Annotated in this window: 17 protein-coding genes; 9 read left to right on the top strand and 8 right to left on the bottom strand. The window is 63.4% G+C overall.

Going from position 1 to position 17,415, the window contains the following annotated elements; translation table 11 throughout:
• The first annotated feature begins 108 nt into the window (after positions 1–108).
• From ileS to SPBM01_RS06245, 3 genes are read left to right on the top strand one after another with little or no spacing between them, the layout of a single operon-like run.
• On the top strand, positions 109–3,051 hold the full coding sequence (gene ileS, locus SPBM01_RS06255; RefSeq protein WP_188064492.1) for an isoleucine--tRNA ligase: 2,943 nt from the start codon (positions 109–111) through the stop codon (positions 3,049–3,051).
• Complete coding sequence (gene lspA, locus SPBM01_RS06250) at positions 3,048–3,557, top strand: signal peptidase II (protein ID WP_188064491.1); 510 nt, start codon at positions 3,048–3,050, stop codon at positions 3,555–3,557. The genes ileS and lspA overlap by 4 nt, the downstream gene beginning before the upstream one ends.
• On the top strand, positions 3,557–3,985 hold the full coding sequence (locus tag SPBM01_RS06245) for a DUF3035 domain-containing protein (RefSeq protein ID WP_188064490.1): 429 nt from the start codon (positions 3,557–3,559) through the stop codon (positions 3,983–3,985). The genes lspA and SPBM01_RS06245 overlap by 1 nt, the downstream gene beginning before the upstream one ends.
• On the opposite strand, the gene SPBM01_RS06240 is transcribed toward SPBM01_RS06245, so the two are convergent.
• The 6 genes from SPBM01_RS06240 to SPBM01_RS06215 all read right to left on the bottom strand — a co-directional run bounded on the left by SPBM01_RS06240 (position 3,986) and on the right by SPBM01_RS06215 (position 10,580).
• The gene (locus SPBM01_RS06240) at positions 3,986–5,467 is read right to left on the bottom strand and encodes a DUF4403 family protein (RefSeq protein ID WP_262504343.1); all 1,482 of its coding nucleotides are present in this window, start codon (positions 5,465–5,467) and stop codon (positions 3,986–3,988) included.
• Positions 5,468–5,531: 64 nt separating this feature from the next.
• Positions 5,532–7,466 (bottom strand): 1-deoxy-D-xylulose-5-phosphate synthase, encoded by a 1,935-nt coding sequence (gene dxs / locus SPBM01_RS06235; RefSeq protein WP_410483027.1) that lies wholly within the window; start codon positions 7,464–7,466, stop codon positions 5,532–5,534.
• A gap of 49 nt (positions 7,467–7,515) precedes the next feature.
• Positions 7,516–7,983, bottom strand: a complete 468-nt coding sequence (locus tag SPBM01_RS06230) for a Fur family transcriptional regulator (RefSeq protein WP_188064488.1) — start codon at positions 7,981–7,983, stop codon at positions 7,516–7,518.
• A gap of 46 nt (positions 7,984–8,029) precedes the next feature.
• Positions 8,030–8,356, bottom strand: coding sequence for a DUF423 domain-containing protein (locus tag SPBM01_RS06225; RefSeq protein WP_188064487.1), 327 nt, complete (start codon positions 8,354–8,356; stop codon positions 8,030–8,032).
• Positions 8,353–10,158 carry a cation:proton antiporter gene (locus SPBM01_RS06220; protein ID WP_188064486.1) on the bottom strand — a complete coding sequence of 602 codons (1,806 nt, stop codon included), beginning with the start codon at positions 10,156–10,158 and terminating at the stop codon, positions 8,353–8,355. The genes SPBM01_RS06225 and SPBM01_RS06220 overlap by 4 nt, the downstream gene beginning before the upstream one ends.
• Positions 10,158–10,580, bottom strand: a complete 423-nt coding sequence (locus SPBM01_RS06215) for an iron-sulfur cluster assembly scaffold protein (RefSeq protein WP_188064485.1) — start codon at positions 10,578–10,580, stop codon at positions 10,158–10,160. The genes SPBM01_RS06220 and SPBM01_RS06215 overlap by 1 nt, the downstream gene beginning before the upstream one ends.
• A 108-nt stretch (positions 10,581–10,688) precedes the next feature.
• Here SPBM01_RS06215 and SPBM01_RS06210 point away from each other — a divergent pair, with 108 nt between their 5' ends.
• Both SPBM01_RS06210 and SPBM01_RS06205 read left to right on the top strand, forming a co-directional pair.
• Positions 10,689–11,138 (top strand): YaiI/YqxD family protein, encoded by a 450-nt coding sequence (locus SPBM01_RS06210; RefSeq protein WP_188064484.1) that lies wholly within the window; start codon positions 10,689–10,691, stop codon positions 11,136–11,138.
• Complete coding sequence (locus SPBM01_RS06205) at positions 11,138–12,310, top strand: NAD(P)/FAD-dependent oxidoreductase (RefSeq protein WP_188064483.1); 1,173 nt, start codon at positions 11,138–11,140, stop codon at positions 12,308–12,310. The genes SPBM01_RS06210 and SPBM01_RS06205 overlap by 1 nt, the downstream gene beginning before the upstream one ends.
• A gap of 5 nt (positions 12,311–12,315) precedes the next feature.
• Here the strand turns inward: SPBM01_RS06205 and SPBM01_RS06200 are convergent, their stop codons facing one another.
• Positions 12,316–14,373 carry a transglycosylase domain-containing protein gene (locus SPBM01_RS06200; RefSeq protein WP_188064482.1) on the bottom strand — a complete coding sequence of 686 codons (2,058 nt, stop codon included), beginning with the start codon at positions 14,371–14,373 and terminating at the stop codon, positions 12,316–12,318.
• A gap of 108 nt (positions 14,374–14,481) precedes the next feature.
• Between SPBM01_RS06200 and SPBM01_RS06195 the strand changes: the two genes are divergently transcribed.
• Entirely contained in the window at positions 14,482–14,679 is a 198-nt protein-coding gene (locus tag SPBM01_RS06195; RefSeq protein ID WP_188064481.1) for a hypothetical protein, read from the top strand.
• Here the strand turns inward: SPBM01_RS06195 and SPBM01_RS06190 are convergent.
• Complete coding sequence (locus SPBM01_RS06190; protein ID WP_188064480.1) at positions 14,676–15,995, bottom strand: MFS transporter; 1,320 nt, start codon at positions 15,993–15,995, stop codon at positions 14,676–14,678. The genes SPBM01_RS06195 and SPBM01_RS06190 overlap by 4 nt on opposite strands.
• A 156-nt stretch (positions 15,996–16,151) precedes the next feature.
• On the opposite strand from SPBM01_RS06190, the gene pgsA reads away from it, so the two are divergent.
• The 3 genes from pgsA to SPBM01_RS06175 are packed head-to-tail and all read left to right on the top strand — an operon-like array spanning position 16,152 to position 17,414.
• A complete protein-coding gene (gene pgsA, locus SPBM01_RS06185; protein ID WP_188064479.1) occupies positions 16,152–16,715 on the top strand; it encodes a CDP-diacylglycerol--glycerol-3-phosphate 3-phosphatidyltransferase in 564 nt (187 codons plus the stop codon).
• A 4-nt stretch (positions 16,716–16,719) separates the two neighbouring features.
• Positions 16,720–16,980 carry a MoaD/ThiS family protein gene (locus tag SPBM01_RS06180; protein ID WP_188064478.1) on the top strand — a complete coding sequence of 87 codons (261 nt, stop codon included), beginning with the start codon at positions 16,720–16,722 and terminating at the stop codon, positions 16,978–16,980.
• Positions 16,977–17,414 carry a molybdenum cofactor biosynthesis protein MoaE gene (locus SPBM01_RS06175; RefSeq protein ID WP_188064477.1) on the top strand — a complete coding sequence of 146 codons (438 nt, stop codon included), beginning with the start codon at positions 16,977–16,979 and terminating at the stop codon, positions 17,412–17,414. The genes SPBM01_RS06180 and SPBM01_RS06175 overlap by 4 nt, the downstream gene beginning before the upstream one ends.
• Position 17,415: the final 1 nt, after the last annotated feature.

Here is a 17,415-nt window from a genome sequence, read left to right as displayed (position 1 = left end):
GCGAAGTCGAAGCCTTCTACTGAGCGGCGCGAAGTGCCTTCACTGCGTTCAGGCAACCCCTTCGACTGCGCTCAGGGCGAACGGACATTATTTGATACCGGACCCATTATGACCGATCAGCCCGACTATAAGTCCACCGTTTTCCTGCCTGTAACCGACTTCCCGATGAAGGCGGGTCTGGCGCAGAAGGAACCCGCGATCGCCGCCAAGTGGGAGGCGATGGACCTGTATGGCAAGCTGCGCGAAAAGCGCGCCGGTCGCACCCGCTTCATCCTGCATGACGGCCCGCCCTACGCCAATGGCGACATTCATATGGGCCATGCGATGAACAAGGTGTTGAAGGACATCATCGTCCGCTCGCAAAGCCTGCTGGGCAAGGACGCGCCCTATGTGCCGGGCTGGGACTGCCACGGCCTGCCGATCGAATGGAAGATCGAGGAAGAATATCGCAAGAAGAAGCTGAACAAGGACGAAGTGCCTGCGCAGGAATTTCGCGCCCAATGCCGCGCCTATGCCGACCGCTGGGTGGGCGTGCAGAAGGAACAGTTCAAGCGTCTGGGCGTGATGGGCGATTGGGCCGATCCCTACCTGACCATGAAGTTCGACGCCGAAGCGACCATCGTCGGCGAATTGCTGAAATTCGCGGAGAGCGGGCAACTGTATCGCGGCGCGAAGCCGGTGATGTGGTCCCCGGTCGAAAAGACCGCTCTGGCCGAAGCCGAAGTTGAATATGAGGATGTGACGTCGACGCAGATCGACGTGGCGTTCGAGATTGTTAGCGCGCCGAATGCGCCGGAATTGGTCGGCGCTCATGCGGTGATCTGGACGACGACGCCCTGGACGATCCCGGTTAATCAGGCGATCGCTTATGGGGAAGAGATTGAGTACGCAGTTGTCGCTGTCCAGTTTGAGAGCTGTGAAAGTCGGAAATATCTCATCAGTCCTGCTCTTTGGCGTTCATTCTTTGGCCGACTTCGCAGCAATGGCCCTCTCGGTTTGCCAATGTTTGGTGACGAGGAGTTTAACTCCTTCAAAATATTGTGGGAAGGCAAAGGCACTGACCTAGCAGGTGCCATCGCACGCCACCCCATGCACGCGCTCGGCGGCTTCTTCGCCAAGCCTCGCCCGCTGCTCCCGGCCGACCATGTCACGACCGACGCAGGCACAGGCCTCGTCCATATGGCGCCCGACCATGGCGAGGAAGATTTCATCGCCTGCAAGAAGCTGGGTATCGACCCGGTGTTCGCGGTCAACGATGCGGGCTTCTATCGCGACGACTGGGAATGGCTGGCCGGGCAGGGCAGCGTCATCAACACCAAGTTCAACGGCGTCGATGGCCCGATCTGCACCGATCTGCGCGCGGCAGGCGCGCTGCTCTCCGCCAGCGACTTCCGCCACAGCTATCCCCATAGCTGGCGGTCGAAGGCGCGGATCATCTATCGCTGCACCCCGCAATGGTTCATCCCGATGGATAGGCCTTCTTCTCCCCTCTCCTTCAGGGGAGGGGCCGGGGGTGGGGGCTTGCCGAATGGCACCGCACTTGACGATACCCCCCACCCCAACCCCTCCCCTGAAGGAGAGGGGCTTCAAGGCAACGGCGCAACCCTGCGCGAAATCGCGCTCGACGCCATCGCCCAGACCCGTTGGGTGCCGGAGCGCTCCACCAACCGCATCCGTTCCATGGTCGAAGGGCGTCCCGACTGGGTCATCTCGCGCCAGCGCGCATGGGGCGTGCCGATCGCGCTCTATGTTCATCGCAAGAGTGGGCAATATCTGGTTGATCCGGCAGTCAATGCTCGCATCATCGAAGCGTTCAAGGGCGCTGGCGCGGACGCATGGTTCGGCGCGGATCATGCAAGCCTGCTCGGTCCCGATTATGACCTCAACGACTATGAAGTCGTGAACGACATTCTCGACGTCTGGTTCGACAGCGGCTCCACCCACAGTTTCGTGGTCGAAGGCCGTTATGGTCCCGACGCGCGCGCCGATCTGTATCTGGAAGGATCCGACCAACATCGCGGCTGGTTTCAGTCCTCACTGCTCGAAAGCTGCGGCACGCGCGGCCGCGCGCCTTATGACGCGGTGCTGACCCACGGCTTCGCGCTCGACGGCACGGGCCGCAAAATGTCCAAATCGCTGGGCAATGTGGTCGATCCGCTCAAGATCATGGGTGAAAGCGGCGCGGACATTTTGCGCGTCTGGGTCGCCAGCACCGATTATTTCGATGACGTGCGGATCGGGAAGGAAGTGCTGGCCGGATCGTCCGACGCATATCGGAAATTGCGCAATACTTTCCGCTATATGCTGGGCGCGCTTTCCGATTTCTCTGAGGATGAGCGTGTCGCGCCCGCCGACATGCCGGAACTGGAGCGCTATATGCTCCACCGGCTGGCCGAACTGGACGCGGAACTGCGCTCCGTCGTGGACAAGGCAGCGGCAAGCGACAACTGGCTGGAATTTTCCCGTTATACCCGCGCATTGTTCGACTTCGCCAATAGCGACCTGTCAGCCTTCTTCTTCGACATCCGCAAGGACTGCCTCTATTGCGATGCGAAGTCCGACCCCAAGCGTCGCGCCTATCGCACCCTGCTCGACACGCTGTTCCACGCGCTGGTCCGCTACGCCGCGCCGATCATCCCCTTCACTGCTGAGGAAGTATGGCAAAGTCGCTTCCCAAGTGACGAAGATAGCGTCCATTTCCTCGAATGGCCGGAAGTCGATGCGAAGTGGATCGACACCGGGCTGGGCGACAAATGGACCAACCTGCGCGCCAAGCGTGAGGAAGTGAACGAAGCGATCGAACCGCTGCGCCGTGAAAAGATCGTCCGATCCAGTCTGGAAGCCGACGTGACCATGGGAGAACTGGTCCCCAGCGACGGTGTGAACTTCGCCGAAATCGCTATTGTTGCCCGCCTCGAAATGGGGGTAGGCGACGGCATCATCGTCAAACCCAGCGACTGGCATAAATGCGGCCGCTGCTGGCGTCTGCTGCCCGAAGTGACCGACGACGGCGCGCTGTGCGACCGTTGCGACACGGTGTTGCAGGGATGAGCGTCAATCACCGCCCGCTGGGCCTGACCGTCGCCATCGTGACGCTCGCGCTCGACCAACTCGTCAAATATAGCGTCACCTATCCGCTTGCGCTGCAAAGCCGGGCGGATGCGGGGATTGAGATATTGCCGTTTTTCCGCCTGCGCTGGCTGGAAAATCGCGGTGTTTCGATGGGCTTCTTCCACGCCGACACGGACCTGATGCGCTGGGCGCTGGTGGGCATGACCATATTGATCGCCGGGTTTGTCGGCGTGTGGATGTGGCGGGAAAAGGCGCGGCAGGACGTTGCGGCGCTCGGCCTGGTGCTGGGCGGGGCGATCGGCAATATCGTCGACAGGATGCGGCTGGGCTTCGTCATCGACTATGCCGACCTGCACTTTGGCGAATGGCGGCCCTTCCTGATTTTCAACCTGGCCGACGCAGCGATCACCATCGGGGTGCTGATCCTGCTTGCGCGGGCGCTGCTGCTGCGCGAGAAGAGCGCAAAGACGGAGACTTTGAAGTAATGCGTAAAATGATCCTCGCCGCTGGTCTGCTTTCCACCCTGTCGGCCTGTGGCGGCGGCGGTGGCCTGTTCAACCGTGAGCGTCCCGACGAATTCGCCGTCTCGCGTCAGGCACCCCTGGTCATCCCGCCCGATTTCGCGCTGGTCCCGCCCGCACCCGGCACGCCTTCGGCGGCTGCCGTCGATTCGAGCAAGGCCGCAATGGAAGCGATGTTCGGTGGCCCGGCGCAGCGCAGCGCGACGGAAAGTGCGACGCTGACGCAGGCTGGCCGTGCCAGTGCAGCGGCTGGCATCCGTTCGTCGGCGGGCGACCCCGGCACCGAAGTCGTGGACAAGGGCGCCGTGACCCGCGACATCATCGCCGCGCCCGAAGGCGATGGTCAGGATGCGCGCGCCGCCGTGCCGCCTGCGGCAGCGCCCCAGCAGTAATTATAGCGGTCGATAGCTGATCTGTGCCTTGCCCGTCGCGCGGACGGGCAAGTGCAGACCCTGGCCATAGGCATGGATTTGCCCGGTTTCGAACCGGCCCACCTTGGCATGAATAACGAAGTCGCCCTCGCGCTTCATGTCGATCGCCCGGCTGATTTTCCCTTTCAATTCCGCAATATCCTTTGCGAAATTCTGCGTCAGCGCGGTTGCGATCAGGTTGGAAAAGCCCGGACTCTGGCCGATCGTCAGCAGCATGTCGCCGCCGACGCCATCGGTATCGCCGCTGATGACTGGATCGGCAAAGCTGACCGTGGGTGAGTTGGGCGCATTGACCGGACGCGCCGCCAGCCAGATGCGGCCATGCGTTTCGGTGCTGCCCGCCGATAGCGGACGCGCTTCGATATCCACGCCCACCGCGATCCGCCCGCCATCCGTGCCGTAACAGCTCACCTTGTCGAATTGCACGGCTACTTCGCCAATGCCCGGTAAAGTGATGGGCCGCATTGCCCGTTTTTTCAGGGCGCGGGCGATGACGGGTTCGAGTTGCTTATATTGGGCGGTCACGGGGATGAAAAAACTCAGGCTGTCGCCCGTCTGCGCCCGGTCGAGCGGGGGCAGGGGCGTGGGGGCCGGATTGGCGGGGCGATCACCCACGAATGTTTCGGTCGTTGCCTCCATGCCCAGATCAAGGCGGATCGTGCGGCCGCGCATGGTATAACCATTATAGAATATTTTCGCAGGCGTGATCCGCATCCACACGGGCGGATTTTTTTCGTTCACTTGCAAGGTCACGAACGCCTGCCGCCACAGTCGTTCCGCATCGGCACGCAGGTTCATCTTGGCCAGTTCCTGCGGCAAGGTACGTTCCAGCCGCCGGACGATGGGGCGCAGTTTTTCGTCCGCCTGCTGCGTGAAGCGGATGCGCTGGCCCAGAAAATCAATGCCGGGCGGGGTGGTCCAGTCATAATGGAGTCGCACCGTGCCGCGCGGCTGCCAGTCGCGTGACAGGTCAATGGCGATGCGCGCCTGCACATTGGCCGATCCGGTTGCGGTTTCGCCCTTCAGCACGCCACCCACATCGCGCGCGCTGATGCGGGCGTGAATGGGAATGTTGGCGATGATGTCGCGGCCTTCGCCCTGCAACGACACCGGGCCGCGCGTGACGGTGCCGACGATGGTGCAGCCGATGGGCGGGGTGACTTTCAACTCTTCGCCAAAAATTTTGACCCGCTGCGGGGCGATACAGCGGGGCGAGCGCTGATTGATGGTCCAGAGCGTGCGTGGGATCGCATCCTCTATCGCTTGACGCAAAGAGGATGCGTCGGCGTCGATCGGCACCGCAATCAGCGACCGTTCGCGCGGCATCGGAACCGGATCATGCGCGCGGGGCGGGGCAACGTCCGCTACCTTGTCCTGACAGGCAGTCGTCAGCAGCAGCGCCGCCAGAAAATATGCCCGCGCCGCACGCCGTTTGTCCCGCAATTGCCCCTCCTTTTACCCCGGTCGGGCTAGGACGCAGAGCCGAGACTTTGGTTCCGGGCGACCTTCAGGCGCGCGCTTCCGCGCCCAGCCCCGCGCTATTGTGGCGCAAGGCCGTCAGCACGGTGTCGACGATGGCGTCGGCGTCCAGCCGGGCGTCGGCATATTGTTTTTCCGGCTTGTCCTGATCCTGAAACATGTCGGGCAGGCGCATGGTGCGGATTTTCAGGCCCGCGTCGGTCAGGCCCAGGTCGCTGGCCAGCGTCAGCACATGCGCGCCGAAACCGCCGATCGCGCCTTCTTCGATCGTCACGGCGACTTCGTGAGTCGCCAGCAGCTTGCGGATCATCGCTTCGTCCAGCGGCTTGGCGAAGCGCAGGTCGGCGACGGTGGTGGACAGGCCGCGCGCTTCCAGCACTTCTGCCGCCTTCAACGCTTCCTCCAACCGGGTGCCGAGCGAAAGTATGGCGACTTGCCGCCCGTCGCGCACGATGCGACCCTTGCCGATTTCCAGCCGTTCGGGGACCACGGGCATGTCCACGCCGGTGCCGTTGCCGCGCGGGTAGCGCAGCGCGATCGGCCCGCTGTCATGGACGGCGCAGGTGTGGACCATATGGACGAGTTCGGCTTCGTCCGCCGCCGCCATCACCACCATGTTGGGCAGCGTGGCAAGATAGGTGACATCGAAGCTGCCCGCGTGAGTCGATCCGTCCGCTCCGACCAAACCCGCGCGGTCGATGGCGAAGCGCACTGGCAAATTCTGGATCGCCACGTCATGCACGACCTGATCATAGGCGCGTTGCAGGAAGGTGGAGTAGATCGCGCAGAAAGGACGCATCCCTTCGGCCGCCAAGCCCGCCGCGAACGTTACGGCATGTTGTTCGGCGATGCCGACGTCGAAAATGCGGTCGGGGAAGGCAGTTGCGAACTTGTCGAGGCCAGTGCCGGACGGCATGGCCGCCGTAATGGCGCAGACAGTCGGGTCGCGCTGCGCTTCGGCGATCAGCGCCTGGGCAAAGACATTGGTGTAGCTGGGCGGGCCTGGGGGTGCCTTGGCCTGCGTACCAGTGACGACGTCGAATTTCTGGACGCCATGATATTTGTCGGCAGCCGCTTCGGCGGGGGCGTAGCCCTTGCCCTTTTGCGTGACGACATGGACCAGGCATGGACCTTCTGCGGCGTCACGGACATTTTCCAGCACCGGGATCAACTGGTCCAGATTATGGCCGTCGACCGGGCCGACATAATAGAAGCCCAGTTCCTCGAACAAAGTGCCGCCCATCGCCATGCCGCGCGCAAATTCGTCGGTCTTGCGCGCCGCCTTGTGCAGTGGGCCGGGCAGTTTGCGGGCGAGGCGCTTGAACGCATCGCGTACGGACAAAAATTCACGACTGGACACGATCCGCGCGAGATAGGCGGACAGGCCACCTACTGGCGGGGCGATCGACATGTCATTGTCGTTGAGGATGACGACCAGCCGATTGCCCGCTGCCTGCGCATTGTTCATCGCTTCATAGGCCATGCCCGCAGACATGGCACCGTCGCCGATCACGGCAATGCCCTTGCCCGGACGATCCTGCATCTTGTTCGCGATGGCAAAGCCCAGCGCTGCGCTGATCGAGGTCGAGCTATGCGCTGCGCCAAAGGGATCATATTCGGATTCGGTCCGCTTGGTGAAGCCCGACAGGCCGCCACCCATGCGCAGGGTGCGGATGCGGTCGCGCCGGCCGGTCAAGATTTTGTGCGGATAGCATTGATGGCCAACATCCCACACCAGCTTGTCGCGCGGCGTGTCGAATACATAATGGATAGCGGTGGTCAATTCCACGACACCCAGACCCGAACCCAGATGACCGCCGGTCACGCCGACGGCCGAAATCACTTCCTGTCGCAATTCGTCGGCCAACTGAGTCAGCTGATCCGGCTTGAGGGTGCGAAGGTCCGATGGCCAGACGACCTGGTCCAGCAGCGGGGTTTGCGGGGGTGTGTTCATGACAGACATAGACTCGTTAGGGCGCTAGGCCGTTCCACAGCGAAGCGCAACGGCAGCGTCAGGCCGCGCATTTCGCGCAAGTGCCTAAAATCTCGATCACTGGGCGTTCGGCCCGGAATCCTTCATGTTCGGCCACCGCCCGGACGTCGCCTGTCACCTTGTCGTCATCGACATGAGTTGCCTGCTTGCAGGTGCGGCACACCAGGAAGATGCAGTCATGGTGACAACCGGGATGCGCGTTGGCGATGTAGGCGTTGGCGCTTTCCACCCGCATCGCGATATTGTTCGTCACGAACAGGTCGAGGATGCGATAGACGCTATTGGGCGCGACGCGCTTGCCCCGTGCCTTCGATACGGTGTCGGCAATGTCATAGGCGGATGCGGGCTTTTCCTCCGCTGCCAGCGCGTCGAAAATAGCCGCGCGCATGGGCGTCCATTGCTCGTTCTGCGCGACCAGCGTGGCTTGCGCGGCATCGGCCAGTTTCGTGCCGGTCGGTTCCTGATGGTGATGATGGTCATGGGCCATGATGCCACGTCTAGGCGTGCGCAGGGTCGGGGGCAAGGGCGTGCTGTCAGCGCTGCCCGAAGGTCCATGCCGCCCATAGCCACGCCGCGATCATCAGCACGCCACCGATCGGCGTGATCGCGCCCAGCCATTTGGGAGCGCCCAGCGCCATGGCATACAGCGTCGCGGCAAAGATCGCCGCGCCGCCGAGCATCAATGCCGCCGCACCGCGCGCCACGCCCATGATCGCCAGCGCCGCCACGGCATGGATCAGTTGATATAGCCCGCCGGTGCGCAGCCATTCGACGGCTTTGGGGCTGGTCACGCCGTGCGCGCCGAATGCGCCCGCGCCGATGGCCAATGCTGCCGACAGGCAGGCGAGAATCGCGATCATGCTTTGTCTCCATCGCCACGGCTGAGCAGGCGCATGGCCTGACCGGGGCGGAACATCAGGTCTTTGGCCGCCAGCAATGTGCCATGTTCGATCTGAAGCGCCATGCGCTGACCGTCATTGGCGCGATATTGCCGTTCGACTTCCTCAACTTCTTCATTGGAGACGCCAAGGGACTGCATCGCCTGAACCCCCATGCAGATGGCCGATTCATAGACTTCGCGGACGACGCCGGCCAGATCCATGTCCTGCAATGCCAGCACTTGCCGCCGGTCGAAAGCGCGGACCATCAGGGCGGCCTGTGGAAAGGCATTGGCGATGGGTTGGAGCATGTGCGAGTCGAGCGAGGGATCGTCGATGCAGAAGGCGATCAGGCGCGCTTCGTCGGCACCCGCCCGATGAAGCAGGTCGATGCGCGTGCCGTCGCCATAATAGACTTTCATGTCGAACCGGCTCGACACTTCGATCTGCGCAGGCTTCTTGTCGATCAGGACAACGCCAAAGCCATGGCCCATCAACATTTGCGCGACCGTCTGCCCGAAGCGGCCATAGCCCACGATGATGGCGGTGCCGCGTGGCGCCTCGTCCGGGTCGGGCAAGTCGGACCCGTTCTTGGGCTGGGCAAATTCGAACTTGCGGGCGAACAGCATCAGGAATGGCGTGGTCGCCATGGAAAAAGTGACGATGGCGCTGAACAGGCTGGCGGCCTGCGGCGCGATCAATAGTGCGCCCTGCGCCTGCGCGAACAGGACGAAACCGAATTCGCCGCCCTGGCTGAGCAGCAGGCCAGCACCCAGCGCCGGTCGCCAGTCCATGCCGAACAGGCGGGCAAGGCCAGTGATGATCGCGGCTTTGGTCGCCACCAGCATGATCGCCATCGACAGGACGAACAGCGGATTGTCGGCGACGGCGCGCAGGTCCAGTACCATGCCGACCGCGAGGAAGAACAGGCCAAGCAGGATCGATCGGAATGGTTCGACATCCGCCTCGATCTCATGCCGGTAGGGCGAATCGGCCAGCATCACACCGGCAACGAATGCGCCCAGCGCCGTCGACAGATGCAGGCTGTGCATCAGCGCGGCGGACGCCAGCACAGTGAACAGGCCGACCGTGACGAACAATTCCCGCTCGCCCAACCGCCCGACCAGCGCCAGCAGGGGGCGCAGGATGAAGCGGCCCGCCAGCACAAGCCCCGCAATCGCCGCGACGGTATAGCCCGCCATCATCCAGCCGGGCGGTCCCCCGGCATCGGCGGGATTGCGCGACAGGGCGGCGACGATGGTGATGAGTGGAACGATCGAGAGATCCTGAAACAACAGGATCGAAAACACCTTCTCACCAAAGGGCGAATTGATGCGGCCACTGGATTTGAGGCCCGGCAGCACCTGAGCCGTGGAGGACAGCGCCAGCGGCAGGCCAAGCGCGATTGCCGCACCCCAGCTGAACCCTGTGAAATAGAAGATGATCGCGGTCAGCACGCAGCCGCACAGCACGACCTGCGCCAGACCAAGCGCGAAAATGTCGCGCTTCAACCGCCAGAGCCGGGCGGGATGCAGTTCCAGCCCGACGAGGAACAGCAGCAGGACGATGCCGATTTCGGCGATGGCGAGTTTCGATTCGCCGCCGCCGACCAGTCCCAGCCCCTGCGGCCCGACCAGCGCGCCCGCGACCAGATAGCCCAGCACAGCGCCAAGGCCGAAGCGGCGAAACAATATGACGAACAGGACAGCGGCACCCAGCAGGATGACGCCGTCGGACAGCAATATTTCGGTGGCGCTGACGGGTGCGGATTGCGCGGTCTGCATCAGGCGTCTGCCATCCGGGCGGCTTCGGCAATCGCTTCGAAACCCAGGCGGATCGACGCGTGACGTGCGGGGTAGCCGCGCGCCGGGGCCAAAACGGCAAGGCCCGGCCAGAAATCCAGATCGTCGCTCGCGCCCGACAGATAGGCGGTCAGGCGGTCGCGCGCATCGGCCAGTTCAGCCGCGCTCATGCCGATCGCCTGCCCTGCCATCAGCGCGGCGGAAGCCTGCCCAAGGGCGCAGGCCTTTACGTCCAGTCCCATTTCCGCGAGGCGGCCGTCGGCCATCTGCACGTCCACCGTCACCCGCGATCCGCAGGTGGGCGAGCGTTTCTCCACACTCGCCTGCGGGTCTGGCAGGCGGGCGTGGTGGGGGATGCTGGCGGCAAGCCGCAATATGTCTTTGTTATACAGGGGGGCGCTCATCCCGACCCATGTAGGGCAGGATGACGGCGGGGTGAAGGCGGCGAATGACACCGGGCGAAATAAGGCGGGGCATTGTTTCGCGCGGCCGGGCAGCCTATCGGGCGGAACATGAAGATATTGGTCGATGCCGATGCCTGCCCCGTGAAGGAGGAGGTCTATAAGGTCGCCTGGCGGCATGAAGTCCCCGTGACGATCGTGAGCAACAGTCCGATCCGCATCCCAGCCCATCCATTGCTCGACCGGGTCGTGGTGAGCGACGGATTCGATGCGGCGGATGACTGGATCGCGGAGCGGGCGGACGCGGGCGCGGTGTGTATTACCGCCGACATATTGCTGGCCGACCGATGCCTGAAAGCGGGCGCTGTGGTGATCGCACCCAATGGCAAGCCCTTCACGCTCAGTTCCATTGGCGCGGCCATCGCGACGCGCGCGATCATGGCGGATTTGCGGGCGGGCGGCGACCAGATTGGCGGGCCGCCGCCGTTCGGCAAGAATGACCGATCGCGTTTCCTGTCTGCACTGGACGAAGCGGTCGTCCGCCTGAAGCGGGGACGGTGATGGCCGATTGGGACGTGATCGTGTTGGGCGCGGGTGCGGCTGGGTTGATGTGCGCGGCCACCGCCGGGCAGCGGGGCAAGCGGGTGCTGCTGGTCGATCATGCCGACAGCCAAGGCAAGAAAATCCTGATTTCCGGCGGTGGGCGGTGCAATTTCACCAATATCCACACCAATGCGGATCGTTACCTCTCGACCAACCCGCATTTCGCCAAATCGGCGCTGGGGCGTTATAGTGCGCAGGATTTTATCGCACTGGTCGATCGCTACGGCATCGCCTGGCATGAAAAGACGCTGGGGCAGTTGTTTTGCGACGGGTCGGCCAAGCAGATCGTCGCGATGCTGGACGAAGAATGTAGCATCGGCGGCGTGACCATGGCGCTGGGGCAGTCAGTGACCGACATAACCCATGGCGATGGCCTGTATCGCGTGGCGATCGGCGGCGTTCCCCATCGTGCGCCGGCTTTGGTGCTGGCGACGGGCGGGCCGTCGATCCCGAAAATGGGAGCGACCGGCTTTGCCTATGATGTCGCGCGCCAATTTGGTCTGGCCATCATTCAGCCGCGCCCGGCGCTGGTGCCGTTTACGCTGGGGCTGGAGGAAGTCTTGTTTCAGGCGCTTTCGGGCGTGTCGGCGGACGTGGAGGTGCGCTGGAACAAGACTCGTTTCCGTGAAGCGGCGCTGTTCACCCATCGCGGACTGTCGGGTCCGGCGATGTTGCAGATCAGCAGCTACTGGCAGCATCGCACCCCTATCCATGTGAATTTCCTGCCCGACCGTGCGCCCGACTGGCTGCTGGCGGAAAAGCGGGATCGGCCGCGCGTATCGCTGCGCAAGCTGTTGGCGCAGGCGCTGACCGAGCGGCTGGCCGATGCGCTGCTGGAGCGGATCGGCGTGCAGGGGGAATTGGTGGCGCTGTCGGACAAAGTGTTGCGGCAGGTCGGCGCGCAACTGGCCGACTGGCCGTTCGAACCGACCGGGACCGAAGGCTATGCCAAGGCCGAAGTCACCGTCGGCGGCATCGCGACGGCAGGCCTGTCGTCGCGCACGATGGAAGCGGCCAAGGTGCCGGGCCTCTATGCGATTGGGGAGGCGGTGGACGTGACCGGATGGCTGGGCGGCTATAATTTCCAATGGGCCTGGGCCAGTGGATGGGCCGCCGGGCAGGCGGTTTAACAAGCCTATAGCGGTGGATCACCTTCCTCTGGCGGGGTAGTGGGTGCCATGCGCGGCGGGGGGGTGATGGGGGGCAGGCCGGGGATCGGCTGATCGGTCGGAATGCGCAACTGGTTGCCGCCGATATTCACGGTCATCCCGCCTTCGTCCACGCCCACGCCGACATTGCCGACCCCCGTTTCCACCGTGACGTTGGCGATAGCGTTGACCAGATCGGCGTCCTGCGTTTCTTCCGGTGCGTCCTCGACCGCTTCGTTGATCGCGCCGCCCATGAAATTGCGCCAGATGCGCGCGGGGATGCCACCGCCTGCTGCGCCACCGGGAAGGGGCGTGTTGTCGTCATTGCCGATCCACACCGCCGTCACCAGTCCGCCCGCATAGCCCACGAAGATCGCGTCGCGGCTGTCCTGCGTCGTGCCTGTCTTGCCGAACGTGCTGGTGCGCAGCGCCGCCGCGCTGCCCGTGCCGCGATTGGCGGCGGAGGAGAGCAGGTCGCGGATCATTTCCAGTTCGTCATCGTCGAACGCGCGCTGGCGCTGCATCAGCTTCTGAAACCAGCCCTGTTCTTCGGGCGGCAGGCCGTGGGCAAGGACGGGATAGGCACCCGCCGCAACTGACGCATAGGCTTCGGCCAGTTCCACCAGAGGAATCTCAGACGTGCCGAGCGCCAGGCTGAGATCTTCGGTCAAAGGCGCAGTGACGCCCAGGTCGCGGGCCACCTTGATGACATTGTCCACGCCGACCTTCTGGGTCAGGCGGACCGCAGCCACATTGCTCGAAGCCGCGAATGCCTGACGCAGCGTGATGCGGCCCCGATATTTGCGGCCATGATTGGCCGGGCGATATGTGCCGGTGATGATCGGCGTGTCGTCGATCATATCTTCGGGCGTCATCCCGGCGCGGAAGGCGGCGAGATAGACGAAGAGTTTGAAGGTCGATCCGGGCTGGCGCTTGGCCTGCACCGCGCGGTTGAAGGCGCTGGTCTTGTAATTTTTGCCGCCGACCATGGCGACGACGCTGCCGTCCGGCTTCATCGCCACCAGCGCAGCCTGCGCGCCGCCCAGCGGCGCACGGCGGATCGCCGCTTCGGCCAGGCGCTGGATACGCCAGTCGAGCGTCGTCGCAACCTCCTGCGCGCCATAGACTGCACCGGCACGGTCGCGCGCCTGCGGCAGCACCCAGTCGGCGAAATAGGTGCCGGTCGTCGCATCGGGGGTTTCATGCACGTTCAGGCGCGCGGGGGGCAGGGCATTGCGCTCCGCCTGCGTGATATAGCCGGCGTCCACCATCGCCTGCGTCACCAGCGCGGCGCGGGTGCGTGCGCCCTTCAGATTGCTGGTGGGGGCAAGGCGGGATGGCGCCTTGAGCAATCCCGCCAGCATTGCGGCCTGCGGGATGGTCAGTCGGTCGGGCGAACGGTTGAAATAATGGCGGGCGGCGGCGCGCAGGCCATAGACATTATCGCCGAAATAGACGTTCGACAAATAGCGTTCCATGATCTGGTCCTTGGTCAGCCATGCCTCCAGCCATACAGCGATCATCGCCTCGCGCGCCTTGCGGCCAAAGGTGCGGTCGCTGGACAGGAACACGCCCTTGGCCAGTTGCTGGGTGATCGTGCTGCCGCCCTGCGACGAACCATCGGACCGGATATTGTGCCACATGGCACGGGCAATACCGCGCGGATCGACGCCCCAATGGGTCGGAAAGCGACGATCCTCTATCGCCATGAAGGCTTGCGGGACATGGGCGGGCAGTTCCGCCATCGTCACCGGCTTGTCGATCACCGCGCCACGCCGGGCGATCAGATGCCCGTCCGCCGACATCAGGCTGACGCTGGGCGGCGCGATTGGCTTCAACGACCTGGACAATGGCGCAGTCACCGCCAGCCAGGCGATAATGACCATCAGCAGCGCGAGGAATGCCGCTACGATCCAGCCGAAAATCTGGACTCGCCGCCGCCATGGGGTGGGCGGGGCAAAGGCGCTGGGCGGCCCTGCCCCAAATTCGCGGGGGGCCGGGGATAGGGGAGCGGGGGCAAGCGGATCATTCATTGGTTCGACCATGCTGTATTATTCACCTGATACGGTCAAGCCTGTCCCGCACCGGGACAACCGGAAATTAACCACCATTTACCGTGGTCTAAAAGGTAAAGATTGCGTTAACTCCTCATCATGCGAACGCGCCCCCTTGTCCTGACGACAGAATCCGCCCGTCACCCCTTCCGTCAGCGGTTGCCGCAGCATGTGCTGCGCGTGGCCGATGTCGCGCCCGCAAGCAGGCGCAAGATGGTCGATGACGATAGCGACTGGAAATTATTCGGGCTGAGCTTTGCGGCCTTCTTCACGGCCTTTTACAGCTTTATCTATTAAGCGGGATCGCTGCAAAGCGGCCCATCGCACGCCTTGTGCAGCTTCCACGCCAACCAGGCGCAAGGGAGCGAGAGGAACGCGACCAGCAGCAATTGCATCACGACGGATACGCCCGCGATGCTGAGGCCAATGGCCAGCACCGACCCGATCACCATCGCGCCCGAATTGACGATATTATTGGCCGCCACGGTCCGCGCCGCTTCGCATTTTTCAACCGTGGTGGTCAGGAACGCATAAAGCGGCACCACGAACATGCCGCCAAAGGTCGCGACCCCCAGCAGGCAGGCCGACAGCGCCATGGCCATCGGATGCGCGAGAAACCCGCTCAGCGAGAGCATCTGACCATTGGGTGAAGGCGTCCACATCGCGCATACGAAATGGAATGCGACGATGCACAGCCCCATGCCGATCACCGATGCGGGAGCATATTTGGCCGATACATGCCCCTGTAACAGCCGGTTGATCGCAATCGAGCCGATGGCGATGCCGATCGAGAAGATGGCCAGGAACAGGCTGGCGACTGGTTTGTCGGCAGTCAGGACGTTCTTCACCAGTGGCGGAAACTGAATGAACAGGATGGAACCGACGGCCCAGAACAGGCTGATCGACATGATCGCCAGAAAGAGCCGGCGAATGTGCATCGTGCCGCGGACCAGGTTAATCGACGACCGGAGGATGTGATAATCGATTGGCTGGCTTTCCAGCAACGATGGTGCGGAAGGCACTTCCCGCCCGGCGACATAGCCGATCAGGGCAGTGATGATGATGCCGATCGCGGCGATTTCCACCGGGATTAGGCCGGCCAGGATCGTGCCTGCCAGAATGGCGATATAGGTGCCTGCTTCGACCAGACCGGTGCCGCCCAGCACTTCATCATCGTGCAGATGCTGGGGCAGGATCGCATATTTGATCGGGCCGAAGAATGTCGAATGGATGCCCATGGCGAACAATGCCGCCAGCAGCAGGGGAATCGCCAGCGTGTGGACCGCAATGCCGCCCCAGATCAGGCCAAGGCCCGCCGCTCCCACAATCATGATCGCAATTTCGGCAGCCTTCACCCAACGGATGATGAGCGCCTTGTCGCGCTGGTCCGCCAGTTGCCCCGACAGCGCGGACAGCAGGAAGAAGGGCAGAATGAACAGCCCCGTGGCCAGCGCGCTGAACCAGGTTTCGGACCGTTCGTCATTATAGACCTGATAGACGACGAAAAGGACCATCGCGTTCTTGAACAGATTGTCGTTGAACGCACCCAGCAACTGGGTGATGAAAAGCGGCAGGAAACGGCGCTTGTTCAAGAGCCTGAGAGAGGCTTGCATGAGAGAATATGACTTCTTTTCCGTGAGCGACCGGGCCGGGGTCTAGCCGCTGGCGGCGTCCCTGTCCAATGGCTTGGCACATGGCTTGGCACAGGGACGCGATGGCGGGCGCACGGCCCGCTTGTGCGACGGGCCGGACTGTGGCAGTTCGCGGCCATGCTGACGCTGCCGAATTTGCTGACGCTTTCGCGTATATTCACCGTGCCGTTGCTGGTCGCCCTGCTCTGGCCGGCCGAAATCGGTGCGCGCTGGACAACCGGCTATGGGCTGGCCTTCGCCCTTTATTGCCTGATGGGCATAACCGATTATTTCGACGGTTATCTGGCCCGTGCGCAGGGAGCGGTGTCCAGACTGGGCATTTTCCTTGATCCCATCGCCGACAAGATCATGGTCGGCGCCGTCATCCTGATGCTGGCCGCCACGCGCGACATTGCCGGGATGCACGTCATCGCCGCGATGATCATCCTGCTGCGTGAAATTGCTGTATCGGGCCTGCGCGAATTTCTGGCCGGGTTGCAGGTGTCCGTGCCGGTATCGCGGCTCGCCAAATGGAAAACCACGTTCCAGATCGTCGCGCTGGGCGCGCTGATCCTGGCGGGCGCAGTGCCGCATTATCCGTTCGTGCAGGCAGTGGGCATCATCACCTTATGGACTGCCGCCATCCTGACGCTGATCACCGGATGGGATTATCTGCGCGTCGGCATCAAGCATATGGACTAGGGCGATGGCCGATCTGACCATCGTCTATTTCGCCTGGGTGCGCGAAATCGTGGGTGTGGATGAGGAGCGCGTAGCGCGCCCTGCGCCCGGCACGACCATCGCCGATGTGATTGCCCAACTGGCGGGCCACAGTGATGGCCATGGCCAGGCGCTGTCCGATTCGACCCGATTGCGCGCGGCGATCGATCAAAGATTTGCGCCGCTCGACACGGTCATTGGTGATGCCCGCGAAGTGGCGCTGTTCCCGCCGGTGACGGGGGGATGAGGCGCATCGCCATTCAGGCCGAAGATTTCGATGTCGCGACCGAACTGGCGGCGCTCGAATCGCTGGGCGGCGGCGGAGTCGCCAGCTTTACGGGCGTGGTGCGGGGCGGGGGCGGCGTGCTGGCGCTGGAACTGGAACATTATCCTGCGATGACGCAGGCGCAGGTCGGTCGCATCGCCGACGAAGCGCTGGCGCGCTGGCCATTGCTGGGGATTACGTTGATCCACCGTGTCGGGCGGCTGGAGCCGGGCGCGCGGATCGTGCTGGTCGGCACGGCGTCGCGCCATCGCGGGGCTGCGCTCGAAAGTTGTGCTTTCCTGATCGACTGGCTGAAATCGGATGCGCCCTTCTGGAAGAAAGAGCATTTCGCCGATGGCGCTGCGCTTTGGGTCGAAGCGCGCGCCGAGGATGAAGCCAAGGCGCGCGGCTGGTAGG

Origin of the sequence: Sphingobium sp. KCTC 72723 (assembly GCF_014280435.1) — a bacterium.
GTDB lineage: Bacteria > Pseudomonadota > Alphaproteobacteria > Sphingomonadales > Sphingomonadaceae > Sphingobium.
Note: the sequence above shows the minus strand (reverse complement) of the source record. Positions and strands in the feature narration are given on the sequence as shown.

What these genes read in the sequence shown, in the direction of transcription:
- ileS (WP_188064492.1), top strand. Translation starts at nt 109, where the DNA reads ATGACCGATCAGCCCGACTATAAGTCCACCGTTTTCCTGCCTGTAACC.
- lspA (WP_188064491.1), top strand. Translation starts at nt 3,048, where the DNA reads ATGAGCGTCAATCACCGCCCGCTGGGCCTGACCGTCGCCATCGTGACG.
- SPBM01_RS06245 (WP_188064490.1), top strand. Translation starts at nt 3,557, where the DNA reads ATGCGTAAAATGATCCTCGCCGCTGGTCTGCTTTCCACCCTGTCGGCC.
- dxs (WP_410483027.1), bottom strand. Translation starts at nt 7,466, where the DNA reads ATGTCTGTCATGAACACACCCCCGCAAACCCCGCTGCTGGACCAGGTC.
- SPBM01_RS06230 (WP_188064488.1), bottom strand. Translation starts at nt 7,983, where the DNA reads ATGGCCCATGACCATCATCACCATCAGGAACCGACCGGCACGAAACTG.
- SPBM01_RS06225 (WP_188064487.1), bottom strand. Translation starts at nt 8,356, where the DNA reads ATGATCGCGATTCTCGCCTGCCTGTCGGCAGCATTGGCCATCGGCGCG.
- SPBM01_RS06220 (WP_188064486.1), bottom strand. Translation starts at nt 10,158, where the DNA reads ATGCAGACCGCGCAATCCGCACCCGTCAGCGCCACCGAAATATTGCTG.
- SPBM01_RS06215 (WP_188064485.1), bottom strand. Translation starts at nt 10,580, where the DNA reads ATGAGCGCCCCCCTGTATAACAAAGACATATTGCGGCTTGCCGCCAGC.
- SPBM01_RS06210 (WP_188064484.1), top strand. Translation starts at nt 10,689, where the DNA reads ATGAAGATATTGGTCGATGCCGATGCCTGCCCCGTGAAGGAGGAGGTC.
- SPBM01_RS06205 (WP_188064483.1), top strand. Translation starts at nt 11,138, where the DNA reads ATGGCCGATTGGGACGTGATCGTGTTGGGCGCGGGTGCGGCTGGGTTG.
- SPBM01_RS06200 (WP_188064482.1), bottom strand. Translation starts at nt 14,373, where the DNA reads ATGGTCGAACCAATGAATGATCCGCTTGCCCCCGCTCCCCTATCCCCG.
- SPBM01_RS06195 (WP_188064481.1), top strand. Translation starts at nt 14,482, where the DNA reads ATGCGAACGCGCCCCCTTGTCCTGACGACAGAATCCGCCCGTCACCCC.
- SPBM01_RS06190 (WP_188064480.1), bottom strand. Translation starts at nt 15,995, where the DNA reads ATGCAAGCCTCTCTCAGGCTCTTGAACAAGCGCCGTTTCCTGCCGCTT.
- pgsA (WP_188064479.1), top strand. Translation starts at nt 16,152, where the DNA reads ATGCTGACGCTGCCGAATTTGCTGACGCTTTCGCGTATATTCACCGTG.
- SPBM01_RS06180 (WP_188064478.1), top strand. Translation starts at nt 16,720, where the DNA reads ATGGCCGATCTGACCATCGTCTATTTCGCCTGGGTGCGCGAAATCGTG.
- SPBM01_RS06175 (WP_188064477.1), top strand. Translation starts at nt 16,977, where the DNA reads ATGAGGCGCATCGCCATTCAGGCCGAAGATTTCGATGTCGCGACCGAA.